Consider the following 17828-nt stretch of genomic DNA (forward strand, 5'->3'; position numbering starts at 1 on the left):
GATGTCGCAGAATCCATTCGCCAGGTCCGCCCGATGGCTGGGGCTTGATAGGAATCCGCTTAGGCGCCGGTGTGACCGGGTCGAAGCGGTGATCCGGCTTGCCGCGGTGCTGGGAGTCGTGGCCGCGCTTGTGTTCGGCGTGATGCTCGGCATGCGCGAGTACGGTGACGGCCTGAGGACCGAGGCCCAGCAGGCGCACGCCCGGCATCAGGTCGCGGCCACGCTGACGGGCGAGGTGACGACGCCCCGGCTGTCGGTGGCCGGAGCGGCGGTCGGGCATGCCCAGGCCGTCTGGGTGGCCCCCGACGGCACGGCGAGGGCCGGAGTGATCGAGGCCCCGCCCAGCAGGCATGCGGGCGAGACCGTGCACATCTGGACCGACGACGCAGGCGTGATCGCGCCCAGGCCGCAGGACCGGGAGACCACGGTGGTCGCCGCGCTGACCGTCGGCACGGGCGTCCCGCTGGGCGCCGCCGCGATCCTCGCGCTGCTGGTGACCTGCACCCGCCTGGTCAACCAGCGCAGGGCCCGCCGGGTGTGGGAGGCCCAGTGGACCGTGGTCGAACCCATGTGGCGGATCAACGGCCGCTGATCGGACGCACGGCGCGTCGTCCCGGCCGGCGATTCAGCCTCGGCGTTTGATCTCGGACGTCCCCCAATCCCGGCTGTCCGCGATATGGCGGATTGTTCTTTGGAATCGGTAAGGCGCGAGGAAAATCGCCGACGTTCGGGACCGGTTCCGGGAAAGCGGGCTTGTCAGAAGGCGAGTGTCAGCCGCAGCCCGCCGTGGTTGCGGCCCGTTCACCCCAAGACGGAGACCGTCGCGCTTGATCTTTTCCGCGTGTACGGAGCATGGCTCGCCCAGCCGCGCTCTCGCCGGATGAAACTTTCAGCGACACAAGGTGCGGCGAGCGCCGATCGTCACCGGAAACCGCCGTGACCATCGTCTACGTCCGGACATGGCGCCACGGCCGTACAGTGACGAATTACGCCTAGATCGCCGAACGGGGCCTACGTGATAAAAAAGCCCACAATTAAGATCGTTTCACTGCGTACGTGACTTGTCCGCGTTTAGCCATCGAAGGGCCGTGTCACATGTCTGTGGCTGACCTGTCAGACGCCAAGCGGGAACTGCTCCGACGCAGGTTGCGGGCCCGTCTCGCACACGATCCCATTCCCCGGCGCCCGGAGGGCGTCGAACCCCCGCTGTCCCCGGCCCAGGAGCCGCTGTGGTTCATGGAGCGGTTCACACCGGGCACCACCACCTACACCCTGGTGATCGCCGTACGGTTACGTGAGCCGCTGGACGAGGACCGGCTGCTCCGCGCGCTCGCCGCGCTGCCGGTCCGGCACGAGGGCCTGCGCCACCGGTTCCCCGAGACCGAGGAGGGCAGGCCCGCCGTCCACGTGGTGGACACGACGGAGGTGCCGCTGAACCGCACCACGGCGGTCACGGACGAGGAGGCGATCGCGCTCATCGGCGCCGAGACCGCCGTCCCGCTCGACCTCGCCCGGGGCCCGCTGCTCAAGTGCGTCGTCGTCAGCAAGGGAGAAGACGAGCACATCGTCGCCCTGCTGGTGCACCACATCGTGGCCGACGGCCAGTCGCTGAATCTGCTCATGCGCGACCTGCTCGCCCTCTCCCGCGGCGAGGAGCCGCCCGCGCCCGCCGTGCGCTTCGGCGACGTCGCCCTGTGGCAGCGTGAGCGGTCTCCCGACCGCGAGCTGGACTACTGGCGGGGGGAGCTGACCGGGCTGCCGCGCCTCGAACTCCTCACGGACCGGCCCCGTCCGGCCCTCCAGACGCTCGACGGCGCCACCCACGTGCGCTCCCTCGCGCCGGATCTGGTGGACGGCATCGCCTCGCTGGGCCGGGAGCACGGCGCCACCACGTTCATGACCCTCCTGGCCGCGTACCAGGTCCTGCTCTCCCGGCTGACCGGCCAGGACGACTTCGCCGTCGGCGTGCCGGTGGCCGGGCGGAGCAGACCGGAGTTCGAGGACGTCGTGGGCATGTTCGTCAACGTGCTGGCGATACGAGCCCGGCTGGACGGCGAGCCCACGTTCGCCGAGCTGCTCGCCCGCACCAGGGACACGGTCCTCGCCGCGGTCGATCACGAGCAACTGCCCTTCGCCCAGCTCGTCGACGCCCTCGGCGTGCCGCGGGACACCAGCAGGCCGCCTCTGATCGACACGATCTGCTCGATGCACGAGGCCACCCCCGGCGACGGGACCGAGACCCTCCCGCTGGCTCCCACGTCGGCCAGGCACGACGTGGAGCTGTACACCGTGCCCGCCCCCGAGGGCGGCCTGCAGTGCGCGTTCACCTACCGGCCCGAGCTGTTCGGCGAGAGCACGGTCGCCCGGATGGCCGGGCAGTTCGTCGACCTGCTGCGCGCGATCGTGGACGACCCGCACGTCCCGATCGGCCGGCTGCCGCTGACGGGCGACGACGCGCTGATCGCCGGTTGGAACGCGACCGGCGCGGACTACCCGGACGCGGCCACCCTGCACGGCCTGATCGAGGAGCAGGTCGCCCGCACCCCCGAGGCCGTCGCGGTGACGTTCGCCGGACAGTCGTGGACGTACCGGCAGCTCGACGAGCGGGCCAACCGGATCGCGCACCGTCTCGCGGGGCTCGGCGTGGAGCCGGGCGGTCTGGTCGCGGTCTGCGCCGAACGGTCGTTCGACCTGGTCGCCGCACTGCTCGGCGTGCTCAAGACCGGCGCGGCGTACGTGCCGCTCGACCCCGGCTACCCCGCCGACCGGCTGGCGTTCATGCTGTCGGACTCGGGCGCGCCCGTCGTGCTGACCCAGCAGGACCTGGCCGAGCGGCTGGTCACAGGCGGCGCCGTCATCCTGCCGCTCGACCTGGACGCCGTATGGGACGGGCTTCCCGCGACCGCACCCGAGGTGCGGGGCGGGCCCGGCACGGCCGCGTACATGATCTACACCTCCGGCTCCACGGGCCGGCCGAAGGGCGTCCCCAACAGTCATCGCGGCATCGTCAACCGGCTCGACTGGATGCAGAAACGGTTCCGGCTGACCGGCGCCGACGTGGTGTTGCAGAAGACGCCGGCCGGGTTCGACGTCTCGGTGTGGGAGTTCTTCTGGCCGCTGCTCACCGGCGCGCGGCTCGTGCTGGCCGAGCCCGAGGGCCACCGCGACCCGGCGTACCTGCGTGACCTGATCAACGGCGAGCGGGTGACCGTCCTGCACTTCGTGCCGTCCATGCTCAGCGCGTTCCTCGACGAGGAGGGCGTGGAGACCTGCACGTCGCCGCGCGTCATCGTGTGCAGCGGGGAGGAACTGCCCGTCGACCTGGCCGAGCGCTGCCTGCGCACGCTCCCGGCCGAACTGCACAACCTGTACGGCCCCACCGAGGCGGCCGTCGACGTCTCCGCCTGGCAGTGCACGCTGCCCGCGCTGGCGGGCCGGGCGCGGGTGCCGATCGGCTCGCCCATCCAGAACATCACGCTGCACGTGCTCGACCGGCATGGCGAGCCGGTACCCGTGGGGGTGCCCGGCGAGTTGTACATCGGCGGCGTGGGCGTCGCACTCGGCTATCACGCCCGCCCGGAGCTGACCGCCGAGCGGTTCGCCGGAGGCCGCTACCGCACCGGCGACGCGGCCCGCTGGCTGCCGGACGGCACGATCGAGTTCCTGGGCCGCCTCGACGGCCAGGTCAAGCTGCGCGGCCTGCGCATCGAACTCGGCGAGATCGAGGCCGTGCTCCGGGAGAAGGCCGGTGTGCGCGACGCCGCGGTGATCGTACGCGAGGACGTGCCCGGCGGCCCGCGGTTGGTCGCCTACCTCACCGGCGACGCCGTGCCCGAGGCGGCGCAGGTGCGCGCGGCGATCAGGGGCACGCTGCCGGAATACATGCTGCCGTCGATGTTCGTCCCGCTCGACGCTCTTCCGCTCACGCCGAACGGCAAGCTCGACCGAGCCGCCCTGCCCGTCCCGCAGGTCCAGGCCGACGTGCCGTACGCCGAGCCGGAGACCGAGACCGAGCGGGCCGTCGCGGCCGTGTGGGCCGACGTGCTGGCGGCGGAGCGGATCGGGGCCGACGACGACTTCTTCGATCTCGGCGGCCACTCGCTGCTCGCCGTCCAGGTCGTCGCGAAGCTCCGCAGGGCGCTCCCCGCCGGGTCGGCGCAGGTGGGGCTGGTGGACATCTTCACCTACCGGACCGTGCGCGAACTGGCGGCCTACGCCGGTTCCGGCGAGGATGGCCCGCGCCCGCTGCTCCAGCGGCTCACCCCGGCACGCACGGCGAGCGTCACCTACGTGTGCGTGCCGTACGGGTCGGGCAGCGCGGTGGTCTACCAGCCGCTGGCCGACGCCCTGCCCGCCGACCAGGCGCTGTACGCGCTCGCGATCCCGGGCCACGACGTGGGCCTGGACGAGGAACCGATGGAGTTCGCCGAGCTGGCCGCCCGCGCCACCGAGGAGATCCTCGCCATCGAGGGCCCCCTGGTGATCTACGGCCACTGCGGGGTCGGCGCCGCGCTCGCGGTCGAGCTGGCCACCAGGGTCGAGGCGGTGGGGCGCGCGGTGGACGCCGTCTACACCGGGGCGATCTTCCCGTTCGCCCGGCCGCGCGGGCTCATGCGTGCATTGTCCAGGATCGGGGAGTTCGACCGGCTCCGGAGCAGCCAGACCGACATCAACCGTCTCAAGGCCCGTGGGGTGGACCTCGAGGAGCTGGATCCCGGCGTGGCCGACCGCATCGTCCGGACGATGCGCCACGACAGCAAGGCCGCGGAGAAGTACTTCACCGAGCTCTTCGACGCCCCCGACAGGCCGCGGCTACGCGCCCCGATCATCTCGGTCGTCGGCGAGCGCGACCCCGCCACCGACTTCTACGCGGAGCGCTACCGCGAGTGGGGCTTCCTCACCGACGTCACGGCGCTCGTCGTACTGGACGAGGGCGGCCACTACTTCCTGCGCTACCGCGCCGAGGAACTGGCCGCCGCCCTGCGCACCCACACTCACATGGAGGTCTCCGACCGCGCGGGCAACCCCTCGTGGTGGGTGCACGCGGTCTCGCGCGGGTCCGCCCCGCCCGGGTCCGATAAGCAGGGGGTGCGTCCCAGCATGGGCCGCTTCCTCACGATCTCCGCCGGGCAGCAGCTCTCGATGATCGGCTCGGCGCTCACGGGGTGGGCCCTGCCGCTGACCGTCCTCATGGACTCCGGCTCGATCGGGCAGTTCTCCATGCTGGCCGTGCTCAACCTGGCCGGGCTGCTGATCTCCCCGCTGGCCGGGGCGATCGTGGACCGGGGGGACCGGCGGCGGGTGATGCTGTTCGCCGACTGCGCGTCGGCCGGGATCCAGGCCGTGCTGGCCGGGCTGCTCCTCTTCGGCGACGTACAGATCTGGCAGATCTACCTGCTGATCGTCAGCCTGTCGGTGGCGGCGAGCTTCCAACGGCTCGCCTACCAGTCGGCGGTGCCGCAGCTCGTTCCCAAGCACTACCTCGGCCACGCCATCGGCGTCACCCAGATGACCAACGGTGTCGCGCAGCTCGTCGTCCCCCTCGTCGCGGCCGGGTTGCTGGCCTGGATCGGGCTCGGCGGCATCGTGGCGATCGACATGGCGAGTTATGCGTTCGCCATCGTCACGGTGCTGCTGGTCCGCTTCCCCGACACGCTTCCCTGGCGGCCGCGCGAGCCGCTGAGCACGGAGATCGCCAAGGGTTTCACGTACACGTGGCACGACCGGGGGCTGCGCTCGACGCTGGTGTTCTTCGCCGTGCTCAACGTGTTCCTGTCTCCGCTGCTCCTGCTGGTCTCGCCGCTGGTGCTCTCCTTCGCCACGCTCAAGGACGTCAGCGTGATCTCGCTGGTGTCAGGGCTCGGCGTCATGCTCGGCGGGCTGACCATGTCGCTGTGGGGCGGCCCGCGCCGCGGGCGTTTCCGCGGCGTGCTGACCTTCGCCGTGGCCATCGCGGCAGGCGGCGTCGTCACCGGCCTCGCCCCGTCGCTGGTCGTGGTCGGCGTGGGGGCGTTCGCGCTCAGCTACTTCCTCACGCTGATGAACGGCATCTACGTCACGATCGTGCAGATCAAGGTGCCCGCGCGGTTCCACGGCCGGGTCTTCGCGCTCAACACGCTGGTCGCCTGGTCGACGCTGCCCGTCGGCATCGGCCTGGTCGCCCCGCTCGGCGCCGCGCTGTTCGACCCGATGCTGGCCCCGGGAGGGGCGCTCGCCTCGACCGTGGGCGCCCTGATCGGGGTGGGCCCCGGCCGCGGGATCGCCTTCCTCTATCTGGTGTGCGCGCTGGGCATGATCCTCGTGGCGGCCGGCGCCCTGCGGGTGAGGCGGCTCGCCCGCCTCGACACCGAGATGCCGGACGCGCTGCCCGACGACCTCGTCGGGGTCGAGGCCATCCAGCGTCGCGTCGCCGCCTAGGTCCTCACTAGAGGCGCCGGGTCAGCGCGCCGAGGTTGGCCTCGACCCAGCGGAGCCGGGCGAGCGTGCCGGTGGGCTCGTTCCGCCCGGCTCCGTTGAGGAAGGCCAGATAGCCGCGCACCCATCCGCCGAAGACCCAGGGCTCCGCCGGGATGTCGCCACCGGCCTTGCGGTAGCCGGACACGGCGGCGTCGAACCGGTCGAAGTCGACGCTGCCGTCGAGGCGGGCCGCCCAGTCGAGGGCCATGCCCGCGGCCTCCTGCTCGGCGACGTACGGACCGGCGGTGTCCCAGTCGATGATCGTCAGGCTGCCGTCGAACCGGAGCAGTGCGTTCTTCGGGTGCAGGTCGCCGTGGGACATGGTCAGGGTGCCCACGCCGGCCGGTCGCGCGGTCGCGGCCTCGAGGTCGGCCGGTCCGGACGCCGGATCCGCGGCCGGGTGGCCGGCAGGGTCCGCCCGCGGTGGTTCCTGAGGAGCGATGTCACGACCGGCCGTGTGAACGGCGGCCACCAGCTCGCCCATCGTGGCCGACAGCTCGGGGCTGAGGTCGTCGAGGGCGGGCGCCTTCCCGTCGAGCCAGCGGTGCACCCGGACGGAGCCGTCCCCGACGGGGATCACGTACGCTCCTGTCGCGGGCGACGGGACCGGCTCGGGCATCGGGATGCCCGCCCGCCAGGCGGCGACCTCGATCTCCACGGCGGGCGCGGCCGACGGCGGCAGCCGCTTCACGGCGTACGCGCCGGTGATCGTGTCGATCCGCCAGACCTCGTTGTGGTAGTAGCCGGCCACCCGGAGTCCTCGCGTCACCGCCAGGCCGAGGCCGAACTCGTCACAAACCAGGCCGATATCGAGATCCATCCGCACATTTTGCCGTGCTCAGGAGGATGGGGAAAGGCCGGCTCAGCGGTCGACGATCTCGTTCTTCCCGATCACGACCACACCGCTGCGGGTCACCGCGAAACGCTGGCGGTCGTAGTCCAGGTCGAAGCCGATCCGGGCGCCGTCGGGGATCACCACGTTCTTGTCGATGATGGCCTTGCGGACGATCGCGCCCCTGCCGATCTTGACCGAGCCCATCAGCACCGAGTCCTCGACGTGCGAGTGGGAGTGCAGCACCACGCCGGGGGACAGGATCGAGCGCAGCGCGGTGCCGCCCGACACGATCACGCCGGGCGACACGAGCGACTCCATCGCGTGTCCGACCCGGTCGCCCTCGTTGTGCACGAACTTGGCCGGCGGCAGCGGGTCGTTGCCCGTGTAGATCGGCCAGCGATCGTTGTAGAGGTTGAAGACCGGCTGCACCGAGATGAGGTCCATGTTGGCCTCGTAGTAGGCGTCGAGCGTCCCCACGTCGCGCCAGTAGCCGCGGTCGCGCTCGCTGGAGCCGGGCACCACGTTGTTCGCGAAGTCGTACACCTCGGCGCCGCCGCTCTTGACGAACATCGGGATGATGTTGCCGCCGAGGTCGTGCTTGCTGCTGGGGTCGAGGGCGTCCTCGCGCACGGCCTCGATGAGGGACTGGGTCTTGAAGACGTAGTTGCCCATCGAGGCGAAGATCTGGTCGGGCGCGTCGGGCAGGCCCACCGCGTCCTTGGGCTTCTCGCGGAACGCGACGATCCGCCGGCCCGAGGGGTCCGCCTCGATGACCCCGAACTGGTCGGCCAGTTCGAGGGGCTGGCGGATCGCGGCGACGGTCACGTCGGCGCCCGAGTCGATGTGCTGGTCGACCATCTGGCGCGGATCCATCCGGTAGATGTGGTCCGCGCCGAAGACGATCACGTGATCGGGCATCTCGTCGTAGATCAGGTTGAGGTTCTGGAACAGCGCGTCCGCGGATCCGGAGAACCACCGCGGCCCGAGCCGCTGCTGCGCGGGCACCGGGGTCACGTAGTTGCCGAGCATCGACGACAGCCGCCACGTCCGGGAGATGTGCCGGTCCAGGCTGTGGTTCTTGTACTGCGTCAGCACCACGATCTGCCAGTAGTGCGCGTTCGCCAGATTCGACAGAACGAAGTCGATGAGCCGGTAGATGCCCCCGAAGGGCACCGCGGGCTTGGCCCGGTCCGCGGTGAGCGGCATCAGCCGCTTGCCCTCTCCACCCGCTAGCACGATCGCCAGGACCTTCATAGGCAGGACCTTAACCCGCGAAATGGCTAACAAACACCAGGGACACCGGCAAACAGTGCGGATCGGGGACTCTAAGCTCACTCGTATGCGTGTCGATCTGCTGAGCCGCGAGTACCCACCCGAGGTGTACGGCGGCGCCGGAGTCCATGTCGAGTACCTCGCGCGGGAGCTTCGGCGGCTGTCCGACGTGCGGGTCCGCTGCTTCGGCGCCCCGCGGGAGGAGCCCGGCGTGCGGGCCTACCCGGTCCCCGGGGGACTGTCCGGCGCGAACGCCGCCCTGCAGGTGCTCGGCGTCGACGTCGAGATGGCGGCCGGCTGCGAGGGCGCCGACGTCGTGCACAGCCACACCTGGTACGCGAACTTCGCCGGCCACGTCGCCAAGATGCTCTACGGCGTGCCGCACGTGGTGACCACGCACAGCCTGGAGCCGCTGCGCCCGTGGAAGGCCGAGCAGCTCGGCGGCGGCTACACGCTGTCGTCGTGGGCGGAGCGGACCGCGCTCCAGGCGGCGGACGCGATCATCGCGGTGTCCGAGGGCATGCGGCGCGACGTTCTCACGGCCTACCCGGAGGTGCCCGCCGAGCGCGTGCGCGTGATCCACAACGGCATCGACACCGAGGAGTACGCGCCGTCGCGGGGCACCGAGGCCCTGGTCAAGCACGGCATCGACCCGGCCGTGCCGTACGTCGTCTTCGTGGGGCGCATCACCCGGCAGAAGGGCCTGGTGCACCTGCTCCACGCGGCCCGGTCGTTCGACCCGGCGGCGCAGCTCGTGCTGTGCGCCGGCGCGCCCGACACGCCGGAGATCGCCGAGGAGGTCACGGCGCTCGTACGCGAGCTGTCGGTCTCCCGCAAGGGCGTGGTGTGGATCTCCGAGATGCTGCCCAGGCCCGAGGTGATCCAGATCCTCACCCATGCCACCGTTTTCGTGTGCCCCTCGGTGTACGAGCCGATGGGCATCGTGAACCTGGAGGCGATGGCGTGCGAGACCGCCGTCGTTGCGACCGCGACCGGAGGCATCCCCGAGGTCGTCGCCGACGGCGAGACGGGCCTGCTCGTCCCGATCGACCAGGGCGGCGACGGCGAGCCGAACGACCCGGAGGCGTTCGCCGCGGCGCTGGCCGACCGAGTGAACAGGGTGCTCGGCGACCCGCGCCTCGCGGCCGCGATGGGCGAGGCCGGGCGCGTGCGCGCGATCGACCACTTCTCCTGGCGGCGGATCGCCGAGCGGACCCACGAGCTCTACGCGTCGCTCACCCGGCCGGGGACGACCCAGGGATGATCATGGTGACACCCGGGTGCGCGCCCGGCCGGGTCAGCGCGTCCGGCGCGTCGTCCAGGCCGACGGTGCGGGTGACCAGCAGGTCGGGGCGGAGCACTCCCGCCGCGATCAGCTCCAGCATCGGGGGATAGGCGTGGGCGGCCATGCCGTGGCTGCCCACGATCTCCAGCTCGTGCGCGATCACCCTGCCCATCGGCAGGGCGGTCTGCCCGGGAAGCAGGCCCACCTGCACGTGGCGGCCCCGCCTGCGCAGGCCGCCGATCGACGCGGCGCAGGTGGCGGCGCCGCCCAGCGCGTCGAGGGAGACGTCGGCGCCGTCGCCCCCGGTCGCCGCCCTGACCCGCGCGGCCGACTCCTCGGGACCGGCGCCCTCGCCGAGCAGGACGCACTCGGCCGCGCCGAACCGGCGGGCCAGGTCGAGCGCGGCGGGGGACACGTCCACGGCGACGACCCGCGCCCCCACGGCGGCGCCGATCATCACGGCCGACAGCCCGACCCCGCCGCAGCCGTGGACGGCGAGCCACTGGCCCGCCCGGACCCGCCCCTGCTCGACGACGGCGCGGAACGCGGTGGCGAAGCGGCAGCCCAGGCTCGCCGCCGTGGCGAACGCCATGCCGTCCGGCAGCCGCACGAGATTCACGTCGGCGTGGTCGATCGCCACCAGCTCGGCGAACGATCCCCAGTGGGTGAACCCGGGCTGGGTCTGCCGCTCGCACACCTGCTGGTTGCCGGTCGTGCACTCGCGGCAGCTCCCGCAGGCGCAGATGAACGGCACCATCACCCGGTCGCCGGCCCGCCAGCGGCTCACCCCCGGGCCGGCCGAGTCCACCACACCCGCCAGCTCGTGCCCGGGCACGTGGGGCAGGACCGTGATGTCCGCGTCATGGCCCATCCACCCGTGCCAGTCGCTGCGGCACGCCCCGGTCGCCTCGACCCTGATCACCACGCCGTCCGGCGGCGCCACCGGGTCCGCCACCTCGCGCACCTCGGCCCGCCCGCCGAACTCCTCGTACACAACCGCGCGCATGTCACGCTCCTTTCCCAGGCCGTACGCTAATCGGGTGATTGCGATCGACCGGATACGGATGGCCTTCACCGACCGGCACGGCGGCGTGAGCGCCGGGCCGTACGGCACGCGCAACCTCGGCGGGGCGGTGGGGGACGACCCGGCGGCGGTCGCCGAGAACCGGGCGAAGACGGCCGTGGAGTTCGGGCTCGACCGGGTGGTCTTCATGCGTCAGGTCCACGGGACCGACGTCGCCTACGCGGAGGAACCGTTCGGGGACGAACCGCCCGCCCTGGACGGGGTGTTCACCGACCGTCCCGGGCTCGGCCTGGCGGTCCTGGTCGCCGACTGCGCGCCCGTGCTGGTGGCCGATCCGGTGGCCGGCCTGGTCGGCGCCGCGCACTCGGGGCGGCCGGGCACGGAGGCGGGTGTGGTCCCCGCCCTGGTCGAGGCGATGGCCGAGCGGGGCGCACGGCCGGAGCGGACGGTGGCCGTGATCGGGCCGTCGGCCTGCGGGCTGTGTTACGAGGTGCCGGAGGACCTGCGCGAGCGCGTCGCCGCCCGCGTGCCCGAGACCTGGTCGCGAACCCGGCACGGCACGCCCGCGCTCGACATCAGGGCCGGGATAGCGGCCCAGCTCGTCCGGGCCGGCGTGGCCGACGTCCGCCACGACGACCGCTGCACGATCGAGACGGCCGACCTCTACTCCTACCGCCGCGAGCAGCGCACCGGGCGCTTCGCCGGTTACGTCTGGCTCACCGGCGCGTGAGGCCGCCCCGCGCGTGAGATCGCTCCGGGTGTCAGATCGCTCTGGGTGGCTGCGTGCGCGACCAGCTTTCGCGACGGCCGCCGGAGGCCTCTCAGGCCCGTGCCCGCGGCTCCAGCCCGGCGTACGCCTTCCGGAGCAGCGCGTGCAGGCTCGCCCGCTCGTCCTCGTCCAGCGCGGCGAGTAGCTCGTCGCGCGCCTCGCCGGCCTCGCGCAGGGACGCCTCCAGCGTGGCCCGGCCCGCGGGGCTGACGGCGACGCGGTATCGCCGCCGGTCCTCGGGGTCGCGCTCGCGCTCCACGAGGCCGAGCGGCACGAGCGTGTCCATCACCGCCACGAGGTCGCTGGGGTCGATGCCCAGCCGCTCGCCGAGCTCGCGCTGGGACGCCGGGCCGAAGTCGCGCAGCGCGGCCAGGACGGCCATGTCCCACAGGCCGATGCCGTGCCCGCGCAGCCGGTCGCCCATACGGCGTCGCCCGGCGACGCCCACCTTCGACAGCAGGAAGGCGGTGACTCCGAGCAGGGACGGGGGAAGTTGCGGCAGGTCGCTCACGAGAGCAGGATAGGGCACGACCAATAGTTGGTACTCACCAAGGGATTTCCATGGACGCTCTCTATCCTCGTGTGCTCGCCTCCCGGTTCGCCGAGTGCTTCCGCTTCTACGACGGCCTGCTCACCGCGGTGGCGGGCGCGCACCTCGTCAAGGGCGCGGAGACGGGGCCGTACGCCAACTGGGACCGCGACGAGGAGGCGGTGCTGGCCCTGCTCGACCGCGAGATGCTCGCGAAGGTCACCGGCGTGGACCTGGACGGCGGAGGCGACGGGACGATGCTGGTCCTGACCGTGGACGACGTCGACCGGGCCGCCGCCGTGGGGACCGCCAACGGCGGCCGGCTCGTGGCGCCGCCGAGCGCCCGGCCCGAATGGGGGCCGACCTCCCGCACCGCGCACCTGCGCGACCCCGACGGCAACCTGCTGGAGCTCCAGTCCTACTGAGCGCCGCCGCGCCGCCCGCGCAGCGCGGCCAGGAGACCGAGGGTCCGCGCCCGCTCGCGCGCGTCTCCGAAGGGGCTCACCACGAGTTCGGTCGCGCCCGCCTCGGCATAGGCCCGCACGGCGCGCTCGACCGCCGAGTCGTCCCCGGCGACGACCGTCTCCTCCACCCCCGACCTGCCCTGGCGGTCCAGGACCGCCCGGTAGCCGGGCAGGTCGCCGACGGGTCCGAGGGACTCCGCGACCCGCCGCCGCACGCCCTCGGGGTCCGCGGTCACGCTCACGATCACACCGGCGACGACGCGTGGGCGCGGCCGTCCGGCGGACGCGGCGGCGCGGGTGACCGCCGGCGTCACATGGTCGGCGATCGTCTCCGGGCCGGTCCAGACGGTCACCGCGCCGTCGGCGAGTTCGCCGGCCAGCCGCAGCATGACCGGCCCGAGGGCGGCCAGCAGGACCGGCGGCGGCTCGGCGCCGGGCACCTCGACCCGCCCCGCCGCGGTCAGCGTCTCGCCGCGGTAGTCGACCCGCTCGCCCCGCAGCAACGGCACCAGCGCGGACAGGTATTCGCGGACGTGCCGGGCCGGTCGGTCGTACGACAGCCCGAAGTGGGTCTCGATGAGCGGCCCGTGGCTCGGCCCGATGCCGAGTGTGAAGCGGTTGCCGCTGGCCGCCTGGGTGGTGAGCGCCTGCCCGGCGAGCGCCAGCGGATGTCTCGGGTAGGTCTGGGTCACCGCCGTGCCGACGGCGATCCCGGGCACCTCGCGGGCGGCGAGCGCCGCGAGCTGGACGGCGTCCCATGACAGGACCTGGGTGAAGTAGGCGCTGTCGAGGCCGGCCTCGGCCGCCTCGCGCACCCGTCCGATCAGCTCGTCCAGGCCCAGGCCGTTCCCTCCGGCGAGCACTCCGAGTTTCATCGCGCCTCCAACACGAATCGGAGATTCCGGCTCCGTTTGCGCACTCTACAATAAGGTGAATCCCGGATTCCGGTTGGGGGAGACCTGTGCGAGCCGACGCCCGGCGCAACCGTGCGCTCATCGTGGACGCGGCCGTCGACCTGTTCACGGCCCGGGGCCCGGAGGCCTCGATGGAGGAGATCGCGCAGGCGGCCGGGCTCGGCGTGGGCACGCTCTACCGCCACTTCCCGGACCGGCGGGGCCTGTTGGAGGAGATCGCGGCCGGCACGCTGCGGACCCTGCTCGAGGCCGCGCGGGACCACGCCGCCCGCCCGGTGAGCCGGTGGGACGCGCTGCTGGCGTGCGTCCGGTGCGGCGCCGACCTTCCTCTGGCCCTGGTCAAGTCGCTGTCGGACGGTGCCGAGGCCCATCCGGAGCTGGGCCCGCTCGTACGCGACCTCGACGCCACGCTCGAAGACCTGGCCGCGGGAGCCCAGCGGGAGGGTGCCGTCCGCGGCGACATCACCCCGCGCGAGGTCGTCGAGCTGCTCAGCGTCGCCGTGTGCCGCCCCGGCGCCCGGCCCGACGACGCGCTGACCACCGTCATCCTCGACGGACTCGCCACACGGGTGGCCTCGCGCGGGGCCCGGACCTGACCGGCGCACGACGCGACCGGCGCCGGGCTTGCTGGCGGCTTGCAGCGGTTGCGGAAAGCCTGCGGCAAGGGGCGTGCAGGCGAGCGGGCCTATCACTGAGGTGCACCGACCCGGCGGCGACGGCCAGACCGGACAAGCACCCTCACCCCGCACTTCGAGGAGACAGTCATGAAGCGCACCCTGCTCGGTCTGGCCGCCGCCGCGATCTCCGGCCTGGCCGTCACAGTCCCCGTCACCCTCATGGCCGGTCCGGCCTCCGCGAGCGGCGACTACGGCCCGGACACCTGCGTCGAGGGTTACATCTGGCGCGAGGCCGGACCCAGCGACCACGTCTGCGTGACCTCGGCCACCCGCACCCGGACCCTCGCCGACAACGCCGCCAAGGCGTCCCGCTGGACCCCCGGCCCGTACGGTCCGCACACCTGCAAGACGGGCTACGTGTGGCGCGAGGCGTTCACCGGCGACGACGTGTGCGTCACCCCGGCCGCCCGCGCGCAGGCCAAGCTCGACAACGGCAAGGCGGCCGAGCGCAAGGTCTCGGCCAAGCTGTGGATCACCCGTTACACCGTCCCGCCGGTGGACAACGGCGACGGCACCGCCACCAGCACCTCCGTCGACGACATCCCGCGGCTCAAGATCAACGGCGACCACTTCAACCACGGGCAGGTCAGACTCTACATCCGGTACACCAGCGGCAAGCTCTACTGGAGCGGCACGGTGACCGCGAGCGCGCACAGCGGGTACGTCGCCGGGAGCTTCGGCAAGAAGACCGGCGTGTTCGACTGCGCCTTCGGGGGCAAGCCGGCCAACGCCTACGCCCAGGCGCAGGACGTGATCTCCGGCCGCTGGTCGGCCAAGGTCCCCGTACGCGTCGGCTGCGCCGTCCTGTGACGGCGGGCGCCGCGACGGCGACCCGGAGGACCGGCCCGGTCGGGCCGGTCCTCCGGCACGTCCGGGAGAGCCGTCGCCCAGGTCAAGGGATCTTCTGATCGGCCTGGCGTTCCAAGCATCGTGATCGGGGTAGTCGGTGGGTCTGCGGGGACCCGCCGGGGGCCGGCCCGCGACCCGCCCCCCGGCGGCTCCCACCCCCTGACGATGTGAGGATTGACATGGGAACCGCGACCCCGGTGCCGGAGACCAGGAGCATGAGCGGCGACGAGCTGTCGGCCGACGACGCCTACGCCGCCATACGGCGGTACGGCGGCTGGCACCTCATCCGCGACGCGTACGTCCGGTTCAGGTACGGCGACGGCACGAGCAACGCCCGCTCCCTCGCCTTCCAGACCTGCCTCGCGATCATCCCGGGAGCGATCGCCCTTGTGGGCCTGAGCTCGGTGCTGCACCAGGAGCGCTTCGGCCGCCTCCTGGAGCTCACCCTGCGGCAACTGACCCCCGGCGCGGGCTCGCGGGTCATCCAGGAGACGCTCGACCAGAGCCACCACGCCTCGGGCGCGGGGGGGAAGCTGGCCCTGTGGCTCGGTCTGCTGACCGCACTGGTGTCGCTGACGACCGCCATGGGCCAGTTCGAACGCGGGGCCAACCGCATCTACGGAATCGAGCGCGACCGCCCCTTCCTGGCCAAGTACGGCAGGGCGCTGCTGATGGCCGTCACGGCGGGCCTCCTCATGAGCGTCGGCTTCGTCATCCTGGTCGGCGGCGCCGCGGTCGGGGAGGCCGCGGCGCACGCCTACGACTGGAGTGAGACGACCCAGCGGCTCTGGGGCTGGCTGCGCTGGCCGATCGGTTTCCTGCTCGCGGTCCTGTCGATCTCGGTGTTGTTCCGCTCCTCGCCCCGACGCGAGCAGCCGGGGCACAGCTGGCTTGCGGTCGGGGCCACGGTCGCCGTGCTGCTGTGGACGCTGTTCACCTGGCTGCTCGCGCTCTACACCGCCAGCAGCGGCACCTTCGGCGCGACGTACGGCCCGCTCACGGCGGTCATGGCGCTGCTGCTGTGGTCGTTCCTCAGCTCGACGGCGCTCTTCCTCGGCCTGTCCTTCTCGGCTCAGCTGGAGGCCTGCCGCGCGGGCCGCGGCGAGCCGGCCCAGCCCGACCCCGGCCCCGCCCCGGTCTCCCCGCGGGAGCGGCAGCCGGCCGGGAGCAGCCGATGATCCGGTGGCGCGGGCGGCGCGGGCGGCGCGACGCCGAGCACGGACTGGGTCTGCGGCTGACGGTGGCGACGGCGGCGCTGGTGCTGATCGCGGTGCCGTTCACGGTGCTGCTGGTCTTCGTCAAGACCTCCTTCGGCCCGCTCACCGAGATCGACGAGGGCGCGGCGTGGGACCTGCACGCCTACGCGATCGGCAATCCCGGGTTCGCCCGGCTGATGGAGCTGGTCAGCGACGTGTTCGCGCCGCTGACCTGGCGGATCGCGGTCGGCGCCGCGGTCGCCTGGCTGGTCTGGCGCCGTGCCTACCACCTGGCCCTGTGGGCGGTCACCACGATCACCGTCGGCGGCCTGCTCGGCCTCGCCCTGAAGGTCATCGTCGCGCGGGCCCGGCCCAGCCTGCCGGACCCCGTCGCCATCGCCCCCGGCGCGTCGTTCCCCTCGGGGCACACGGTCAACGCCGTGCTCGGCACCGGGATCCTGCTGCTCCTCGTCCTGCCTCTCGTGCGGGAGCGCGGGCGGGTGCTCGCCTGGGCGCTCGCCGTGCTGATCCCGCTGGCGGTCGGCTTCAGCCGGATCGCGCTCGGCGTGCACTGGTTCAGCGACGTGGTGGGAGGGCTGGTGTTCGGCGTGGCAGTGGTGGCCGCCACGGCCGCCGCCTTCGAGACCTGGCGCCGCCACGATGTGGGCCGCCGGCCCGCCCAGCCGTTACGCGAGGGCGTCGGGCCCGAGACGAAGAGGGAAATCGCTCCCGAAGGAGGACGAATTGCACGCCGACCGTAATCGTGGCACAACCCGGAGCGCCCGGTCGTCCTCGGCGCCCCCTCGGCGGGCGCCCGACCAGCGGGTCCCCGACCGGCAGGTGCCCACTCGACGGGTGGCCGCGGAGGCGGCGCGGCGGATCCTGCTCCCGCTCGCGCTGATGGCCCTGGTGACCCTCGGGCTCGGCCTGCTGATCACGAAGGTCCTGGAGCACTCGACGCTCGTCGCGCAGGACGAGGCGGTCAGCCGCGAGATCGCCCAGGAGCGCACGCCGTTCTGGAACGAGGTGACCCACTACGGCTCGATGCTGTCCGACACGCCTGTGATCATCGTGGTGACGACGATCATGGCGATCCTCTTCCGGGTCGTCTACGGGCGCCTGCGGGAGTCGGTCTTCCTGGTGGCCGTCGTCTGCGCCCAGTCGGCGATCTTCCTGCTGGCCACGGTGTTCGCGCAGCGGGCCCGCCCGCACGTGCCGCATCTCGATCCCGCGCCGCCCACGTCCAGTTATCCGTCGGGGCACACCAGCGCGGCCGTGGCGTTCTACTGCGGCACCGCACTCGTGCTGACCCTGCACACACACCGCCACACGATCCTGAATGCGCTGTGGTGGCTGCTCGGCGCGGGAGCGGCCCTGGCGGTCGGCCTGTCCAGGCTCTATCGAGGCATGCACCATCTGACGGACGTGAGCTGGGGCTACGTGCTCGGGATCTTCTGTGTGGTCGTGCTCGCCCAGGCCCTGCTGCTACAGCCGATCACAGCGTCGCGACGCGCCGCGACGAAACGGGCCGTACGCGGGGCCGCGCTGACCTGACCGG

15 protein-coding genes are annotated in these 17828 nt (G+C 72.5%); 10 read left to right on the plus strand and 5 right to left on the minus strand.

Annotated elements, in window-relative coordinates; translation table 11 throughout:
- The first annotated feature begins 1 nt into the window (after position 1).
- Complete coding sequence (locus FLX07_RS11510) at positions 2 to 592, plus strand: Rv1733c family protein (protein ID WP_425280121.1); 591 nt, start codon at positions 2 to 4, stop codon at positions 590 to 592.
- Positions 593 to 1095: 503 nt separating this feature from the next.
- Positions 1096 to 6417, plus strand: a complete 5322-nt coding sequence (locus tag FLX07_RS11515) for a non-ribosomal peptide synthetase/MFS transporter (protein WP_142570454.1) — start codon at positions 1096 to 1098, stop codon at positions 6415 to 6417.
- Positions 6418 to 6424: 7 nt separating this feature from the next.
- On the opposite strand, the gene FLX07_RS11520 is transcribed toward FLX07_RS11515, so the two are convergent.
- On the minus strand, positions 6425 to 7276 hold the full coding sequence (locus tag FLX07_RS11520) for a phosphotransferase enzyme family protein (RefSeq protein WP_142570456.1): 852 nt from the start codon (positions 7274 to 7276) through the stop codon (positions 6425 to 6427).
- Positions 7277 to 7318: 42 nt separating this feature from the next.
- On the minus strand, positions 7319 to 8626 hold the full coding sequence (glgC, locus tag FLX07_RS11525; RefSeq protein WP_268239480.1) for a glucose-1-phosphate adenylyltransferase: 1308 nt from the start codon (positions 8624 to 8626) through the stop codon (positions 7319 to 7321).
- A 4-nt stretch (positions 8627 to 8630) separates the two neighbouring features.
- Here glgC and glgA point away from each other — a divergent pair, with 4 nt between their 5' ends.
- Complete coding sequence (gene glgA / locus FLX07_RS11530; protein WP_142570458.1) at positions 8631 to 9827, plus strand: glycogen synthase; 1197 nt, start codon at positions 8631 to 8633, stop codon at positions 9825 to 9827.
- Here the strand turns inward: glgA and FLX07_RS11535 are convergent.
- Positions 9799 to 10854 (minus strand): zinc-dependent alcohol dehydrogenase family protein, encoded by a 1056-nt coding sequence (locus FLX07_RS11535; RefSeq protein ID WP_142570461.1) that lies wholly within the window; start codon positions 10852 to 10854, stop codon positions 9799 to 9801. The genes glgA and FLX07_RS11535 overlap by 29 nt on opposite strands.
- A 58-nt stretch (positions 10855 to 10912) precedes the next feature.
- On the opposite strand from FLX07_RS11535, the gene pgeF reads away from it, so the two are divergent.
- Positions 10913 to 11602: a peptidoglycan editing factor PgeF gene (gene pgeF, locus FLX07_RS11540; RefSeq protein WP_142570653.1), complete on the plus strand. Its 690-nt coding sequence runs from the start codon at positions 10913 to 10915 to the stop codon at positions 11600 to 11602.
- 91 nt (positions 11603 to 11693) lie between these two features.
- Here pgeF and FLX07_RS11545 read toward each other — a convergent pair whose 3' ends face one another.
- Positions 11694 to 12152: a MarR family winged helix-turn-helix transcriptional regulator gene (locus FLX07_RS11545; RefSeq protein WP_208762160.1), complete on the minus strand. Its 459-nt coding sequence runs from the start codon at positions 12150 to 12152 to the stop codon at positions 11694 to 11696.
- Positions 12153 to 12202: 50 nt separating this feature from the next.
- On the opposite strand from FLX07_RS11545, the gene FLX07_RS11550 reads away from it, so the two are divergent.
- Positions 12203 to 12595: a VOC family protein gene (locus FLX07_RS11550; protein WP_142570463.1), complete on the plus strand. Its 393-nt coding sequence runs from the start codon at positions 12203 to 12205 to the stop codon at positions 12593 to 12595.
- Here FLX07_RS11550 and FLX07_RS11555 read toward each other — a convergent pair.
- Positions 12589 to 13509 carry a TIGR03564 family F420-dependent LLM class oxidoreductase gene (locus FLX07_RS11555; protein ID WP_142570465.1) on the minus strand — a complete coding sequence of 307 codons (921 nt, stop codon included), beginning with the start codon at positions 13507 to 13509 and terminating at the stop codon, positions 12589 to 12591. The two genes, FLX07_RS11550 and FLX07_RS11555, sit on opposite strands and share 7 nt — an antisense overlap.
- 86 nt (positions 13510 to 13595) lie before the next feature.
- On the opposite strand from FLX07_RS11555, the gene FLX07_RS11560 reads away from it, so the two are divergent.
- The 5 genes from FLX07_RS11560 to FLX07_RS11580 all read left to right on the plus strand — a co-directional run bounded on the left by FLX07_RS11560 (position 13596) and on the right by FLX07_RS11580 (position 17824).
- Entirely contained in the window at positions 13596 to 14144 is a 549-nt protein-coding gene (locus tag FLX07_RS11560; protein ID WP_142570467.1) for a TetR/AcrR family transcriptional regulator, read from the plus strand.
- A 168-nt stretch (positions 14145 to 14312) separates the two neighbouring features.
- Positions 14313 to 15035 (plus strand): hypothetical protein, encoded by a 723-nt coding sequence (locus FLX07_RS11565; protein ID WP_142570470.1) that lies wholly within the window; start codon positions 14313 to 14315, stop codon positions 15033 to 15035.
- Between the two features lie 218 nt (positions 15036 to 15253).
- Complete coding sequence (locus FLX07_RS11570) at positions 15254 to 16252, plus strand: YihY/virulence factor BrkB family protein (RefSeq protein ID WP_142570472.1); 999 nt, start codon at positions 15254 to 15256, stop codon at positions 16250 to 16252.
- The gene (locus FLX07_RS11575; protein ID WP_142570474.1) at positions 16249 to 17031 is read left to right on the plus strand and encodes a phosphatase PAP2 family protein; all 783 of its coding nucleotides are present in this window, start codon (positions 16249 to 16251) and stop codon (positions 17029 to 17031) included. Before FLX07_RS11570 ends, FLX07_RS11575 begins: the two co-directional genes overlap by 4 nt.
- Entirely contained in the window at positions 17015 to 17824 is an 810-nt protein-coding gene (locus tag FLX07_RS11580) for a phosphatase PAP2 family protein (protein ID WP_167748209.1), read from the plus strand. Before FLX07_RS11575 ends, FLX07_RS11580 begins: the two co-directional genes overlap by 17 nt.
- Positions 17825 to 17828: the final 4 nt, after the last annotated feature.

This window comes from Microbispora bryophytorum (assembly GCF_006874465.1).
Lineage (GTDB): Bacteria > Actinomycetota > Actinomycetes > Streptosporangiales > Streptosporangiaceae > Microbispora > Microbispora bryophytorum.

Bases quoted from the DNA above. Each gene is read 5' to 3' on its own strand.
- FLX07_RS11570 (WP_142570472.1), top strand. From the start codon at position 15,254: ATGGGAACCGCGACCCCGGTGCCGGAGACCAGGAGCATGAGCGGCGAC.
- FLX07_RS11550 (WP_142570463.1), top strand. From the start codon at position 12,203: ATGGACGCTCTCTATCCTCGTGTGCTCGCCTCCCGGTTCGCCGAGTGC.
- pgeF (WP_142570653.1), top strand. From the start codon at position 10,913: ATGGCCTTCACCGACCGGCACGGCGGCGTGAGCGCCGGGCCGTACGGC.
- FLX07_RS11555 (WP_142570465.1), bottom strand. From the start codon at position 13,509: ATGAAACTCGGAGTGCTCGCCGGAGGGAACGGCCTGGGCCTGGACGAG.
- FLX07_RS11520 (WP_142570456.1), bottom strand. From the start codon at position 7,276: ATGGATCTCGATATCGGCCTGGTTTGTGACGAGTTCGGCCTCGGCCTG.
- FLX07_RS11535 (WP_142570461.1), bottom strand. From the start codon at position 10,854: ATGCGCGCGGTTGTGTACGAGGAGTTCGGCGGGCGGGCCGAGGTGCGC.
- FLX07_RS11575 (WP_142570474.1), top strand. From the start codon at position 16,249: ATGATCCGGTGGCGCGGGCGGCGCGGGCGGCGCGACGCCGAGCACGGA.
- FLX07_RS11565 (WP_142570470.1), top strand. From the start codon at position 14,313: ATGAAGCGCACCCTGCTCGGTCTGGCCGCCGCCGCGATCTCCGGCCTG.
- FLX07_RS11515 (WP_142570454.1), top strand. From the start codon at position 1,096: ATGTCTGTGGCTGACCTGTCAGACGCCAAGCGGGAACTGCTCCGACGC.
- glgA (WP_142570458.1), top strand. From the start codon at position 8,631: ATGCGTGTCGATCTGCTGAGCCGCGAGTACCCACCCGAGGTGTACGGC.
- FLX07_RS11510 (WP_425280121.1), top strand. From the start codon at position 2: ATGTCGCAGAATCCATTCGCCAGGTCCGCCCGATGGCTGGGGCTTGAT.